The organism is Microlunatus panaciterrae (genome assembly GCF_016907535.1).
GTDB lineage: Bacteria > Actinomycetota > Actinomycetes > Propionibacteriales > Propionibacteriaceae > Microlunatus > Microlunatus panaciterrae.
The window spans coordinates 590,800-603,804 of the sequence record NZ_JAFBCF010000001.1 but is presented as its reverse complement, the minus strand read 5'-3'; the positions used below and the strand labels follow the sequence as shown (position 1 = coordinate 603,804).

General features: G+C 69.4%; 10 protein-coding genes. 2 read left to right on the top strand and 8 right to left on the bottom strand.

What is annotated here, in order from left to right:
* Positions 1–23 precede the first annotated feature (23 nt).
* From JOE57_RS02645 to JOE57_RS02620, 6 genes are all read right to left on the bottom strand, one after another.
* Positions 24–1,460, bottom strand: coding sequence for an acyl-CoA carboxylase subunit beta (locus JOE57_RS02645; RefSeq protein ID WP_204916264.1), 1,437 nt, complete (start codon positions 1,458–1,460; stop codon positions 24–26).
* A 2-nt stretch (positions 1,461–1,462) separates the two neighbouring features.
* Positions 1,463–2,722, bottom strand: coding sequence for a beta-ketoacyl-[acyl-carrier-protein] synthase family protein (locus JOE57_RS02640; RefSeq protein ID WP_204916263.1), 1,260 nt, complete (start codon positions 2,720–2,722; stop codon positions 1,463–1,465).
* A 125-nt stretch (positions 2,723–2,847) separates the two neighbouring features.
* Positions 2,848–3,093, bottom strand: a complete 246-nt coding sequence (locus tag JOE57_RS02635) for an acyl carrier protein (protein ID WP_204916262.1) — start codon at positions 3,091–3,093, stop codon at positions 2,848–2,850.
* An 84-nt stretch (positions 3,094–3,177) separates the two neighbouring features.
* Positions 3,178–4,176, bottom strand: a complete 999-nt coding sequence (locus JOE57_RS02630) for a beta-ketoacyl-ACP synthase III (RefSeq protein WP_204916261.1) — start codon at positions 4,174–4,176, stop codon at positions 3,178–3,180.
* Entirely contained in the window at positions 4,173–5,390 is a 1,218-nt protein-coding gene (locus JOE57_RS02625) for an acyltransferase domain-containing protein (protein WP_204916260.1), read from the bottom strand. The genes JOE57_RS02630 and JOE57_RS02625 overlap by 4 nt, the downstream gene beginning before the upstream one ends.
* Before the next feature lie 78 nt (positions 5,391–5,468).
* Positions 5,469–6,587, bottom strand: a complete 1,119-nt coding sequence (locus JOE57_RS02620) for a PucR family transcriptional regulator (RefSeq protein ID WP_204920172.1) — start codon at positions 6,585–6,587, stop codon at positions 5,469–5,471.
* A gap of 146 nt (positions 6,588–6,733) precedes the next feature.
* On the opposite strand from JOE57_RS02620, the gene JOE57_RS02615 reads away from it, so the two are divergent.
* Both JOE57_RS02615 and JOE57_RS02610 read left to right on the top strand, forming a co-directional pair.
* Positions 6,734–7,720 carry a pirin family protein gene (locus JOE57_RS02615; RefSeq protein WP_204916259.1) on the top strand — a complete coding sequence of 329 codons (987 nt, stop codon included), beginning with the start codon at positions 6,734–6,736 and terminating at the stop codon, positions 7,718–7,720.
* Positions 7,720–8,736: a PHP domain-containing protein gene (locus JOE57_RS02610; protein WP_204916258.1), complete on the top strand. Its 1,017-nt coding sequence runs from the start codon at positions 7,720–7,722 to the stop codon at positions 8,734–8,736. The genes JOE57_RS02615 and JOE57_RS02610 overlap by 1 nt, the downstream gene beginning before the upstream one ends.
* On the opposite strand, the gene JOE57_RS02605 is transcribed toward JOE57_RS02610, so the two are convergent.
* Both JOE57_RS02605 and aceE read right to left on the bottom strand, forming a co-directional pair.
* The gene (locus tag JOE57_RS02605; protein ID WP_204916257.1) at positions 8,702–10,012 is read right to left on the bottom strand and encodes an adenylosuccinate synthase; all 1,311 of its coding nucleotides are present in this window, start codon (positions 10,010–10,012) and stop codon (positions 8,702–8,704) included. The genes JOE57_RS02610 and JOE57_RS02605 overlap by 35 nt on opposite strands.
* Positions 10,013–10,044: 32 nt before the next feature.
* Positions 10,045–12,810 (bottom strand): pyruvate dehydrogenase (acetyl-transferring), homodimeric type, encoded by a 2,766-nt coding sequence (aceE, locus tag JOE57_RS02600; protein ID WP_204916256.1) that lies wholly within the window; start codon positions 12,808–12,810, stop codon positions 10,045–10,047.
* Between the last annotated feature and the right edge of the window lie 195 nt (positions 12,811–13,005).

The window sequence follows — 13,005 nt, the reverse complement described above, 5'->3', positions numbered from 1 at the left end:
GACATCGTGTCAGACGGGGAAAATCACAGCGGGATGTTGGTGTGGATGCCGCGGTTGCCGGTGTCGGCGTCGCTGATGGCGCGGGCCAGCGCAGACCGGGTCCGGGCAGGGGAGACGATCTCGTCCACCACCCCGATCTCGACCGCCCGTCCCACCCCACCGGCGATCCGCTCGTGCTCCGCGGCCAGCTCGGCCTCCACTTGCGGCCGGACATCGTCGGCCACCTCCGCCAGCTTGCGGCGGTGCAGGATCCGGACCGCGGCCACCGGGCCCATCACGGCCACCTCGGCGCCCGGCCAGGCGAAGACCTTGGTGGCGCCCAGCGACCGTGCGTTCATGGCGATGTAGGCACCGCCGTACGCCTTCCTGGTCACCAGCGTCACCCTCGGGACGACCGCCTCGCCGAACGCGTGCAGCAGCTTGGCGCCGCGGCGCACCACCCCGTCCCACTCCTGGCCGACGCCGGGCAGGTAGCCGGGGACGTCCACGATCACCACCAGCGGGACACCGAAGGTGTCACACATCCGGACGAACCTGGCCGCCTTCTCCGCGCTCAGCGAGTCCAGGCAGCCGCCCAGCCGGAGCGGGTTGTTGGCGATCACGCCGACGGTGCGCCCGGCCAGCCGCCCCAGGGCGACGGTGACGTTGGGCGCCCAGCGGGCGTGCAGCTCCAACGTGCTGCCGTCGTCAAGCAGCCCCTCGATCAGCGGATGGACGTCGTAGGCCCGACGCGGCGACTCAGGCAGGAACGAGGCCATGTCATCGTCGGCGACCTCGTCCGCGATCATGCCCTGGCTGGCGAGCAGGGTGGTCAGCCGACGGCCCTCACTGAGCGCGTGGCCCTCGTCCTCGGCCACCACGTGCACGACCCCGGACCGGCGACCGTGGGTGTCCGGGCCCCCGAGCCGCAGCATGTCCACGTCCTCACCGGTGACGGAGCGGACCACGTCCGGGCCGGTGACGAAGATCCGTCCCTCGGGCGCCAGGATGACGACATCGGTCAATGCCGGGCCGTAGGCAGCCCCGCCCGCGGCGAAGCCGAGCACGATCGAGATCTGCGGGATCTTGCCGGACGCCTGGGTCATAGCATGGAAGATCCGGCCCACCGCGTGCAGTGACAGCACCCCTTCGGCCAGCCGGGCGCCGCCCGAGTGCCAGATGCCGAGGATCGGCACCCGGTCGGCCATCGCCCGCTCATACGCCTTGACGACGACCTCGCAGCCCTGCACCCCCATCGCGCCGCCCATCACGGTCGCGTCGGAGCAGAAGGCCACCACCCGGCAGCCGTTGATGGTGCCGGTCGCGGCCAGCATGCCGGAGTCGTCGTCGGCGGTGATGAGCTCCACCGAGCCCGGGTCCAACAGGGCCTTGAGGCGGTAGTTCGGGTTCCGCGGGTCCTGCTCGCGCGGAAGCTTCTCCTTCTTCTGCGGCGCCGTCGGTACGGGGGCGGTGGTGGTCATGATCAGTCTCCGTTCTGGTACTGATTGGTGAACACGACGGCCACGTTGTGGCCGCCGAAGCCGAACGAGTTGTTCATCCCTGCCAGGTCGCCGGGGCCCAGCTCACGGACCGAGGTGGCGATGTCGATGCCGAGACCCGGCTCGGGGTTGTCCAGGTTGATCGTCGGCGGGACCTTGCGGTGGCGCAGGGCCAACAGCGTCGCCATCGACTCGAGCGCCCCGGCGCCACCCAGCAGGTGCCCCGTCATCGACTTGGTCGAGGTGACGACAGCCTCGGTGTGCTCGCCCAGCGCCTGCCGGATCGAGCCCGCCTCGGCGACGTCGCCCTGCGGCGTCGAGGTCGCATGGGCGTTGACGTGGCTGATGTCGGCGGCCGTCAGCTCGGACTCCCGCAGCGCCTTGACCATGGCGTTCGCCTGGCTGGTGCCGCTCGGGTCGGGCTGGACGATGTCATGGGCGTCGGCGGTGATGCCGGCGCCGGCGAGCTCGCCGTAGATCCGCGCCCCGCGGGCCTGCGCATGCTCCAGGGTCTCGATCACGAAGACCGCTGAACCCTCGGCCAGGACGAAGCCGTCGCGGTCGACGTCCCACGGTCGCGAGGCCCGCTCGGGCTCGTCGTTGCGGCGGCTCATCGCCTGCATGGCGCCGAAGGCAGCCAGCGGCAGCGGGTGGATGACCCCCTCGGTGCCACCGACGACGACCACGTCGGCCCGGCCGAGGCGGATCATGTCCAGGCCGAGCGAGATGGACTCGTTGCTCGAGGCGCAGGCCGAGACCGGTGTGTGGACACCGGCCTGGGCGCCCAGACGCAGGCTGACGTTGGCTGCCGGTGCGTTGGCCATCAGCATCGGGATCGCCATCGGGCTGACCCGTCGCGGTCCCTTGTCGCGCAGTGCGTCCCAGTTGCCGAGCAGCGTCTGCATGCCGCCGATCCCGGAGGCGATGGCGACGCCGAGACGCTGACGATCGACCGGGTTGTCCTCACGCAGGCCGAAGCCGGCGTCCTTCCAGGCCTCCATGGCCGCGACGACGGCCAGCTGGGCGGACCGGTCGAGCCGTCGTGCCTCGACCCGCTCCAGCACCTCGGTCGGCTCGACGGCGGCCTTCGCGGCGATCCTCACCGGCAGCTCGGCGGCCCAGTCGGCGTCGATCTTCGCCACTCCGGACCGGCCGGCCAGCATGCCGGCCCAGGTGGTGGCGACGTCGCCGCCCAGCGGCGTGGTGGCGCCGAGTCCGGTGACGACTACACGGGTTCGACTCATGACTTCTGCTCTCCAACGTCTCAGGTAGGTGACGTACTAAGGGTGAGGGGTCGGGGGCGGTCGTCGGATGGACCGACGCCCCCGACCCCGGGGTGGTCGACGGGTGGTCGACCACGCCTGCGAGATCAGGAAGCTGCACGCTCGATGTAGGCGACGGCGTCACCGACGGTCTTGAGGTTCTTCGCCTCCTCGTCGGGGATGCTCACCGAGAACTTCTCCTCCGCCGCGTAGATGATCTCGACCATCGACAGCGAGTCGACATCGAGGTCGTCGGTGAAGGACTTGTCGAGCTGGACGTCATCGGCGGGCACCCCCGCGACCTCGTTGACGATCTCGGCGAGGTCCGCGCGGATCTCTTCAGTGGTGGCCATGGATGGAACTCCTTCTTCTGGTCGGTCTTGCTGTGCGGTTGTCCGTACGAGCTACGGCTCAGTCTGGGCCATCGGCCCAGAGAACTAGGGGAGGACGATCACCTGTCCGGCATAGACGAGTCCGGCGCCGAAGCCGATGATCAGTGCGGTCTGGCCGGTCTTGGCCTCACCGGACTCGAGCAGTGCCTCGATGGCCAGGGGGATGGAAGCAGCTGAGGTGTTGCCCTGGACCTGGATGTCACGGGCGATGACCACGTCGGACGGCAGCTTCAGGGCCCGGAACATGGCGTCGGTGATCCGCATGTTGGCCTGGTGCGGGACGAACACGTCAAGGTCCTCCGGTCGCAGGCCGGCCCGGCTCAGGGCCTCCGCGGCCGCCTTGGCCATCGTGTACGAGGCCCACTTGAACACCGGGTTGCCGTCCATCCGCAGCGTCGGCCAGTGCGGTGTCTCCGCCTCCATGGCCGCGTCCCAGGACTCGGTCTGGGTGATCAGGCCGGCCTGGTCGCCGTCGGAACCCCAGACGACCGGGCCGATGCCGGGCTGGTCGCTGGGTCCCACCACGGCAGCGCCAGCGCCGTCGGCGAACAGGAACGCGGTCGAGCGGTCCTCCCGGTTGGTCAGGTCGCTGAGCCGTTCGACCCCGATCACCAGCACGTGGCCGGCGGTGCCGGTCCGGACGAACGAGTCCGCCATCGCCAGTCCGTAGCAGAATCCGGCGCAGGCCGCGGAGACGTCGAAGGCGGCGGCGCCGACGGCACCCACCTCGGCGGCGATAGCAGTCGCGATCGCCGGCGTCTGGTACAGGTGCGTCACGGTGGCGACGATCACCGCGTCGATCCGGGCTGCGTCGACACCGGAGCGGTCGATCGCCTTCCGGGCGGCGGCCACCGACATCATCTGGACCGTCTCGTCGTCGCCGGCCCAGCGACGCTCCCTGATCCCGGAACGGGTCTGGATCCACTCGTCGGAGGAGTCGATCAGGGTGCAGATCTCGGCGTTGTCCACCACCCGCCGCGGCCGGTAGCCGCCGATCCCCAGAACGGCCGAGAACGGTGCCCCGGTGGAGATGGCCAAGGTCATCGGGTGACCTCGGTGGCGTCGGAGCTCTCGATGATGGGATGCAACCGCAGCAGCGGCTGCCCGGGGGAGACCGGGTCGCCGTTCTCGACCAGCCACTCGACCACGATGCCGCCGTGCGGGGCGCTGACCGGGATCTCGTCACGCAGGTTCTTCACCATGCCCACTGTGCTGTAGCTGGGCAGCACCGTATCGGCCTCGATGTCCTCGGTGCGGGTGAACTGGCCCTTGCCCGGGGAGACGACCAGCCGCCAGGTCGGGTTGCCGGCGATCGGCGAGGACGAGGCGGAGCCGCCGTGCTTGCGGACGAAGTCCATCGCCTCCTGGAGCTGGTCCGGGGTGTTCAGTGCGAACAGCTCGACACCCTTCAGGTTGCGTTTGGCGATTCCGGTCAGGGTGCCGGCCGGCGGCATCTCCAGCAGGCCGGTGACACCGAGGTCGGCCATCGCGGCCATGCACAGGTCCCAGCGGACCGGAGAGGCCACCTGGCCGACGATGCGCTTGAGCACCTGCTGCCCGTCGTGCACGACCTGACCGTCGGCGTTGGACAGCAGCCGGGTGCGCGGGTCGTGGGTGCTGATCGCCCGGGCGAGCCGGCTGAGCTCGGCGACGGCCGGCTGCATGTGCACGGTGTGGAAGGCGCCGGCCACGCTCAGCTCGATCAGCCGCGCTCGTGCGGGCGGCTGCTGGGCGAAGGCCGCCAGCTGCTCCTTGGTGCCGGCGGCGACGATCTGCCCGATGCCGTTGTTGTTGGCGGCGGTCAGGCCGTGGGCCTCGATCGCTGCCAGCACCTCCTCCGGGTTGCCGCCGATGACAGCGGTCATCGAGGTCGGCGTGACGGCGCTGGCCGCGGCCATGGCGCGACCGCGTTCGCGGACGAAGACCATTGCCTGCTCGGCCGACAGCACGCCGACACCCGCTGCGGCGGTGATCTCGCCGACCGAGTGGCCGGCGGCCACGCCGATGAAGGGGAAGGCGTCGGCGGGGTGCGGGAACAGCTCCAGCGCCGCCAGCAGGCCCGCGGCGACCAGCAACGGCTGCGCGATGGCGGTGTCGCGGATGGTCTCGGCGTCGGCCTCGGTGCCGTAGTGGGTCAGGTCCAGGCCGCTCACTGCCGACAGCCAGCTCAGACGTTCGGCGAACGTGGGCTCCGAGATCCAGGGAGCGAGGAAGCCGGGGGTCTGGGCGCCCTGACCGGGCGCGACAATGGCGAGCACGCCTTTACTCTTTCGTGATGTGGACCCAGAAGTCGCGGAGGGACACGACGAATCTCTCGACGTCGAGTTGTAGGAACCCTACAAAGTGGGTCGGATCAGTCGGCCCAGGGTGAGAGCCAGCCGCAGGGCGTACACGTCGCGAGGGTCGGTCGGGCTGTAGCCGGTCACCTCGTGGATGCGGCGCAGCCGGTAACGGACGGTGTTGGCGTGCACGAACAGGGCTCGGGAGGCGGCTTCCACCGAGGATCCCTGGTCGATGAACGTCACCAGGGTCTCCAGCAGCCCGCTGCCGGCGGCCACCAACGGGTCGTAGATGTCCCGGGCCAGCGTGCGGCGGGCGTGTCCATCACCGGAAAGGGCCCGTTCCGGCAACAGGTCGTCCGACCCGACCGGGCGCGGCGCCTCCGGCCAGGCGGTCGCCGCCCGGAACCCGGAGAGGGCGGCGCGAGTGCTGGTGGCCGCCTCCATCAGATGCTCCACCGGCGGCCCGACAACGACCGGGCCCGGCCCGAACTGGGTGCTGAAGCCCGCCACCACGGCCACCGCCTCCTGCGCGTCGGCGAGGGTCGGACCGCCCAGGACGACCACCATCCGATCGCCCTGGACGGCTCCGAGGACGTCGACCTTGGCCCGGGCGGCGATGGCCCGGATGGTCTCGAGTGCATGCGCCTGGTCCGCCTCCGGTGCGGTGCCGACCACCACGACGACGGCGGAGGTGGAGCGCCAACCCAGCGTCGAGGCACGGGACAGGACGGTCTCGTCGGTCTCGCCGCGGAGCACGGCGTCGACCACGAGCGCCTCAAGCCGAGCGTCCCAGGAGCCTCGCAGCTCGGCGGCGCGGGCATAGATCTCGGCGGCGGCGAAGGCGACCTCCCGGCTGTACTGGTCGATGGCCGCATGCAGGATCGGCCGGTCGCCCTTCGGCATCACCTCGTCGATCTGGCTCTCCACCACCTCGATCGTGGTCCGGACCAGCTCGACCGTCTGCGAGAGCGAGATCTTGCGCGCCATTTCGCGTGGCGCTGAGCCGAATACCTCCGACGTCGATGGCCCGTCCGGGTCCGGGTCGGAGAACCACCGGACGAAGCCGTCGATGCCGGCCCGGGCGACCAGGGTGATCCACGAACGCGGTTCGGCGCCGAGCTGGGAGAACCAGGGGTGCCGCGACTCCATCTCGGCGATGGTGGCGGTCGTCATCGCACCGGTCACGGCGGCCAGCCGTTTGGCGATCGTCGCTCGCGACTTCGCCGACGGCAGCAGCGACTTGGTGATGCCTCTGGAGGTTGCCGCCACGTGTCGAGCCTAGTCGGACACCTGCTGGAGCGGTGTGCGAGGCTGGCCGGGTGAGCGATCTGGACACCAGGCCGACGGAGCAGGAGTGCCACTCCTGCGGTGCCGCCGGGCCGGAGGAGCTGCTGCTCAGCGCCCGCAAGGTGTGGCTGGGCAAGACGACCGAGGTGCGCAGGGCGTTGCCCGATCGGGAGATCCGGATGATCGGCGCCTGGTGCTTCCTCGACCACTACGGACCCGAGGACGTCAGCAGCTCGCCGGGGATGCAGGTGTGGCCGCATCCCCACACCGGGCTGCAGACAGTCAGCTGGCTGTTCGAGGGGGAGATCGAGCACCGCGACGGACTGGGGTCGCAGGCGATGGTCCGCCCAGGCGAACTGAACATCATGACTGCGGGTAGGGGCATCGTCCACTCGGAGATGTCGCTGCCGGACAAGCCGCCGACGATGCACGGGGTGCAGCTGTGGGTGGCGTTGCCGGCGGCCGACCGACAGATGGCCCCGCAGTTCACCAGCTACCACGACCTGCCGGACCTGACCCGCCCGGGCGTGGCCGGCAAGGTGCTGCTCGGCGAGCTCGACGGGGTCCGCTCGCCGGCCGCGGGTCAGACGCCGCTGACCGGGGCAGACCTGAGCGTGGCGGCAGGGGCAGAGGTCGCCTTGCAGGTCGATCGCGAGTGGGAGTACGGCCTCTTCGTGGCGGGTGGCGTCCTGCAGGTCGAGTCCACCACTGCCGGGACCGACCAGCTGGTCTACCTCGGCACCGGCCGGCAGACGGTCAGGCTGGCGAGCGTGGACGGGGCCCGGGTGGTGCTGCTGGGTGGCCTCCCGTTCGCCGAGGACATCGTGATGTGGTGGAACTTCATCGGCCGAAGCCACGACGAGATCGTCGAGTATCGCGAGGCGTGGCTGCGCCGGGATGCGCGGTTCGCTCCGGTGGTCAGCCCCGACGAGAAGGTGATGGAGGCGCCGCCGCTACCGACCGTGACTCTGAAACCGCGGCAGCGCCGGCACCATCCCGACGACCGCGGACCGCACTGATGAACCCCGTCAGCGCGTTGCGAGAGATCGGCTTCCTGCTGGAGAGGTCGCGTGCCGACACCTACCGGGTGCGGGCCTACCGGCAGGCGGCGGACGTCGTGGAAGGGCTGACCGACCAGCAGGTCAGTGATCATCAGCGGGAGCGGAGCTGGGGCACCGTGCCCGGTATCGGGCCGAAGACGGCGACAGTGATCAGCGAGGCGCTGCAGGGCAAGGTGCCCGAGGCTCTGCAGAAGCTGCGCGACCAGCGCGCACCGCTGACCGAGGGAGGGCTGGACATGCGCGCCGCGCTGAAGGGCGACCTGCACTGTCACTCCACCTGGTCCGACGGTGGCAGCCCGCTGGAGGAGATGATGATCACCGCCCAGTCATTGGGGCACAGCTATTGTGCGATCACCGACCACTCGCCGCGGCTGAAGGTGGCTCGGGGGCTGAGCGCTGACCGGTTGCGCGAGCAGATCCAGGTGGTTCGCGACCTGAACGAGGCGATGACCGACTTCCGGGTCCTGCAAGGGATCGAAGTGGACATCCTCGACGACGGCAGCCTGGACCAGGAGGACAGCCTGCTGGCCGAGCTCGACGTCGTCGTCTCCAGCGTGCACTCCAAACTGCGCTCGGACTCGGAGTCGATGACCTACCGGATGGTCAACGCGATCGCCAACCCGCGGACCAACATCCTCGGGCACTGCACCGGCCGGCTGGTGGAAGGGGATCGCGGCACCCGACCCGAGTCGGTGTTCGACGCCGAGGTGGTGTTCGAGGCCTGCCGGCAGTTCAACGTCGCGGTGGAGATCAACTCGCGACCCGAACGGCGGGACCCGCCGTCGGAGCTGATCAAGCTGGCGGCCGACATGGGTTGCCTGTTCTCGATCGACACCGACGCCCACGCGCCAGGGCAGCTGGAGTTCTTGAGCTACGGCTGTGAACGGGCCGAGCGGTTGGGGATCGACCCGGAACGGGTGATCAACACCTGGCCGGTGGTCAAGCTGCTGGAGTGGTGTCGCTCGACCGGATGATGTCGTGTCGCACGATGTTCTGGTCCCGGCCGGGCCCGACCCCGACATAGCTGATCCGACAGCCCGCCAGCTCCTCCAGCCGCAGCACGTAGTCCTGCGCGGCCACCGGCAGCTCCTTGAAGCTGCGGCATCCGGTGATGTCCTGCTGCCAGCCTGGAAGCAGCTCATAGATCGGCCGGGCGTGGTGGAAGTCGGACTGGCTGAACGGCATGACGTCGTGCCGCACCCCGTCGATCTCGTACGCCACACAGACGGGGATCCGTTCGATCCCGGTCAGTACGTCGAGCTTGGTGAGGAAGTAGTCGGTGAAGCCGTTGACGCGCGCGGAGTAGGCGGCCAGCACCGCGTCGTACCAGCCGCAGCGGCGCACCCGGCCGGTGTTGACGCCGACCTCGCCGCCGGTCCGCTGCAGATACTCGCCCCACCCGTCGGAGAGCTCGGTCGGGAACGGGCCGGCACCGACCCGGGTGGTGTAGGCCTTGACGATGCCCAGCGTGCTGGTGATCCTGGTCGGCCCGATGCCGGCGCCGATGCACGCCCCGCCGGCGGTTGGGTTGGAGGACGTGACGAACGGGTAGGTGCCATGGTCGACATCGAGCAGGGTTGCCTGGCCGCCCTCCATCAGCACTGTCTGACCTGCGTCCAGCGCGCGGTTCAGCAGCCTGGACGTGTCCGCGACCATCGGGCGCAACCGGTCGGCGAAGGAGAGGAGATGGTTCACGATGTCGTCGGTCGCGATCTCGCGCCCGTTGTAGATCTTGGCCAGGATCTCGTTCTTGGAAGCCAGCGCCGAGGAGACCTTCCGCCGGAGTACCGGCTCGTCGAAGAGGTCCTGGACCCGGATGCCGACCCGGGCGACCTTGTCGGCGTAGGCCGGCCCGATCCCGCGACCGGTGGTGCCGATCGCCCGCTTGCCGAGGAACCGCTCGACGACCTTGTCCAGTGCCTGGTGGTACGGAGCCACCAGATGCGCCCCGGCCGACACCACCAGCCGGGACACATCGACCCCTCGCGCTGCCAGTCCGTCCAGCTCGGCGAACAGGGCGTCGAGGTTCACGACGACGCCGTTGCCGATCACCGGCACCACGCCCGGGCTGAGAATGCCCGCCGGCAGCAGCTTCAGCTCATACTTCTCGCCGCCGACGACGACCGTGTGGCCGGCGTTGTTGCCGCCGTTCGGCTTGACGACGTAGTCCACCCGGCCACCGAGGATGTCGGTGGCCTTTCCCTTGCCCTCGTCGCCCCACTGGGCTCCAACCAGAGCGATCGCAGGCATGGTTGCCTCTCGTGTCGGGGTGAGCGCGGCGCCTAGGCGCCGGCGCCCTCCTGTGCGACGCCGGCCACTGCGGTCGGGTCACCCACGCGGTAGCGCTCGTAGGCCTCGGCCGCCGCCTTCGGGTCGAAGTTCCCCTCCCGGGCCAGGCTCTGCAGGGTGGCCACCACGATCGACTCGGCGTCGACCTGGAAGAACCGGCGGGCGGCGGCACGGGTGTCGGCCAAGCCGAAGCCGTCGGTCCCGAGCGAGCACCAGGTGTTGTGCACCCAGGGCGCGATCTGGTCCTGGACGGCACGCATGTAGTCGCTGACCGCGATGACCGGACCGGGCGTCTCGTGCAGTTTCTGGGTGACGTAGGGCCAACGACGCTCACCGTCGGGGTGGTTGAGGTTGTACTGCTCGACCTCCACCGCCTCCCGGCGCAGCTCGTTCCACGACGTGACCGACCAGACGTCGGCGGCCACCCCCCACTCGTCGGCCAGCAGGCGCTGGGCCTTGAGCGCTGCGGGCATCGCCACCCCGGAGACCAGCAGCTGGGCCCTGGCCCGGTTGTCGTCACCGGCCGGCGGTGCGGCGTAATGGTAGAGGCCCTTCAGCAGACCCTCGATGTCCAGGTTCTCCGGTGCGCCCGGCTGGGACACCGGCTCGTTGTAGACCGTGATGTAGTAGATCAGGTTCTCGCCGCCCGGGTGCTCGGGGTTCTCGTAGTCGTACATCCGCCGCAGCCCGTCCTTGACGATCTGGGCCACCTCGAAGCCGAACGCCGGGTCGTAGTGCACGACGGCCGGGTTGGTCGAGGCGAGCAGCGGCGAATGGCCGTCCGCGTGCTGCAGGCCCTCACCGGTCAGGGTGGTCCGCCCCGCGGTGGCGCCGATCAGGAACCCACGGGCCATCTGGTCCGCCATGGCCCAGATGAAGTCGCCGGTCCGCTGGAAACCGAACATCGAGTAGAAGATGTAGACCGGGATCATCGGCTCGCCGTGCATGGCATAGGACGCGCCAGCAGCGGTGGTCGAACCCATTGCGCCGACCTCGGAGATGCCCTCGTGCAGCAGCTGACCGTTGCGGGCCTCCTTGTAGGAGAGCAGCAGCTTGCGGTCAACCGACTCGTAGGTCTGCCCGTGCGGGTTGTAGATCTTGGCCGTCGGGAACATCGAGTCCATCCCGAAGGTGCGGAACTCGTCGGGGGCGATCGGCACGATCCGCTCGCCGATCTCGGGATCCTTGACCAGGTCGCGGAGCAGCCGGACGAAGGCCTGGGTGGTCGCCACCTTGGTCTTCTCACCCGCCGACTTCATCAGCGGCGCGTAGACCTCGTCACCTGGAAGCTTGAGCACCTTCGGGCGCACCCGCCGCTCCGGCAGGTAACCGCCGAGCTCGCGACGACGCTGCTGCAGGTACTGGATCTCGTCCGAGTCGTCTCCCGGGTGGAAGTACGGCGGGTTGTACGGGTCCTCGAGCTGATCATCGTCGATCGGCAGGTACAGCCGGTCCCGGAACGCCTTCAGGTCAGAGCTGGTCAGCTTCTTCATCTGGTGGGTGGCGTTGCGGGCCTCGAGGGCGTCGATGGTCCAGCCCTTGACGGTCTGGGCCAAGATCACCGTGGGCTGGCCGACGTGCTCGGTGGCCGCCTTGAACGCGGCATAGACCTTGCGGTAGTCGTGACCACCACGGGAGAGCCCGGCCACCTGCTCGTCGCTCATCCCGGCGACCATCTTCTTCAGTCGCGGATCGCTGAAGAAGTGCTCGCGGATGTAGGCGCCGTCTTCGACGGAGTAGGTCTGGAACTGCCCGTCCGGGGTGGTGTTCATCCGGTTGACCAGTGCACCGTCGGCGTCGGCCGCCAACAGCGGGTCCCAGTCGCGGCCCCACAGCACCTTGATCACATGCCAGCCGGCCCCGAGGAAGAACGACTCCAGCTCCTGCACGATCTTGCCGTTGCCGCGGACCGGACCGTCCAGCTGCTGCAGGTTGCAGTTGATCACGAAGGTGAGGTTGTCCAGCTCCTCGCGGGCCGCGACGCCGATGGCGCCCAGCGACTCCACCTCGCCCATCTCACCATCGCCGAGGAACGCCCAGACGTGCTGCTGCGAGGTGTCCTTGATGCCGCGGTGGTGCAGGTAGCGGTTGAACCGTGCCTGGTAGATCGAGTTGATCGAGGTGATGCCCATCGAGACCGTCGGGAACTCCCAGAACTCCGGCATCAGCCGCGGGTGGGGGTAGGACGACAGGCCCTTGTGCGGGCCGCGGGACACCTCTTGACGGAACGAGTCCATCTGGTCGGTGCTGAGCCGGCCCTCCAGGTAGGCGCGGGCGTAGATACCCGGCGACGCGTGACCCTGGATGAAGATGTGGTCGCCACCGCCGGGGTGGTCCTTGCCGCGGAAGAAGTGGTTGAAGCCGACCTCGTACAGGCTGGCGGCGCTCTGGTAGGTGGCGATGTGGCCGCCCACCTCGAGGCCCTTGCGGTTGGCCTTGCTGACCATGATCGCGGCGTTCCAGCGGATGAAGGCACGGATCCGCCGTTCGATGTGCTCATCGCCGGGGAACCACGGCTCCGACTCCGGCGGGATGGTGTTGATGTAGTCGCTGCTGCGCAGCGCCGGGAGCCCGACCTGCCGCTCGCGCGCTCGCTCCAGCAGCTTCAGCATCAGGTAGCGGGTGCGCTGCTTGCCCTTCTCGTCCAGCACGCCGTCCAGCGACTCCAGCCACTCGCTGGTCTCATCGGGGTCGATGTCGGGCAGCTGGCTGGGCAGACCTTCGGCAGTGATGGCCGGTCGGCGTCCGGGCGTGGCCATGAGTGGCTCCTTACTGTCAGCAGCGGGGTGGTGTTGCTGGGATACATCTGGATGAACCCCATCCTGTCACCTCGGCCCAGAGGCGTGTAGCGGCCCAGCCATTGTGAGAATCGGCTGGTCTCAGAGGTGCGGGGTTCCCCCCGGATGGTCATTCTGGCAGGCTGGGGGCCAGGGGAGAGCCGGTGTCCCCGGTCC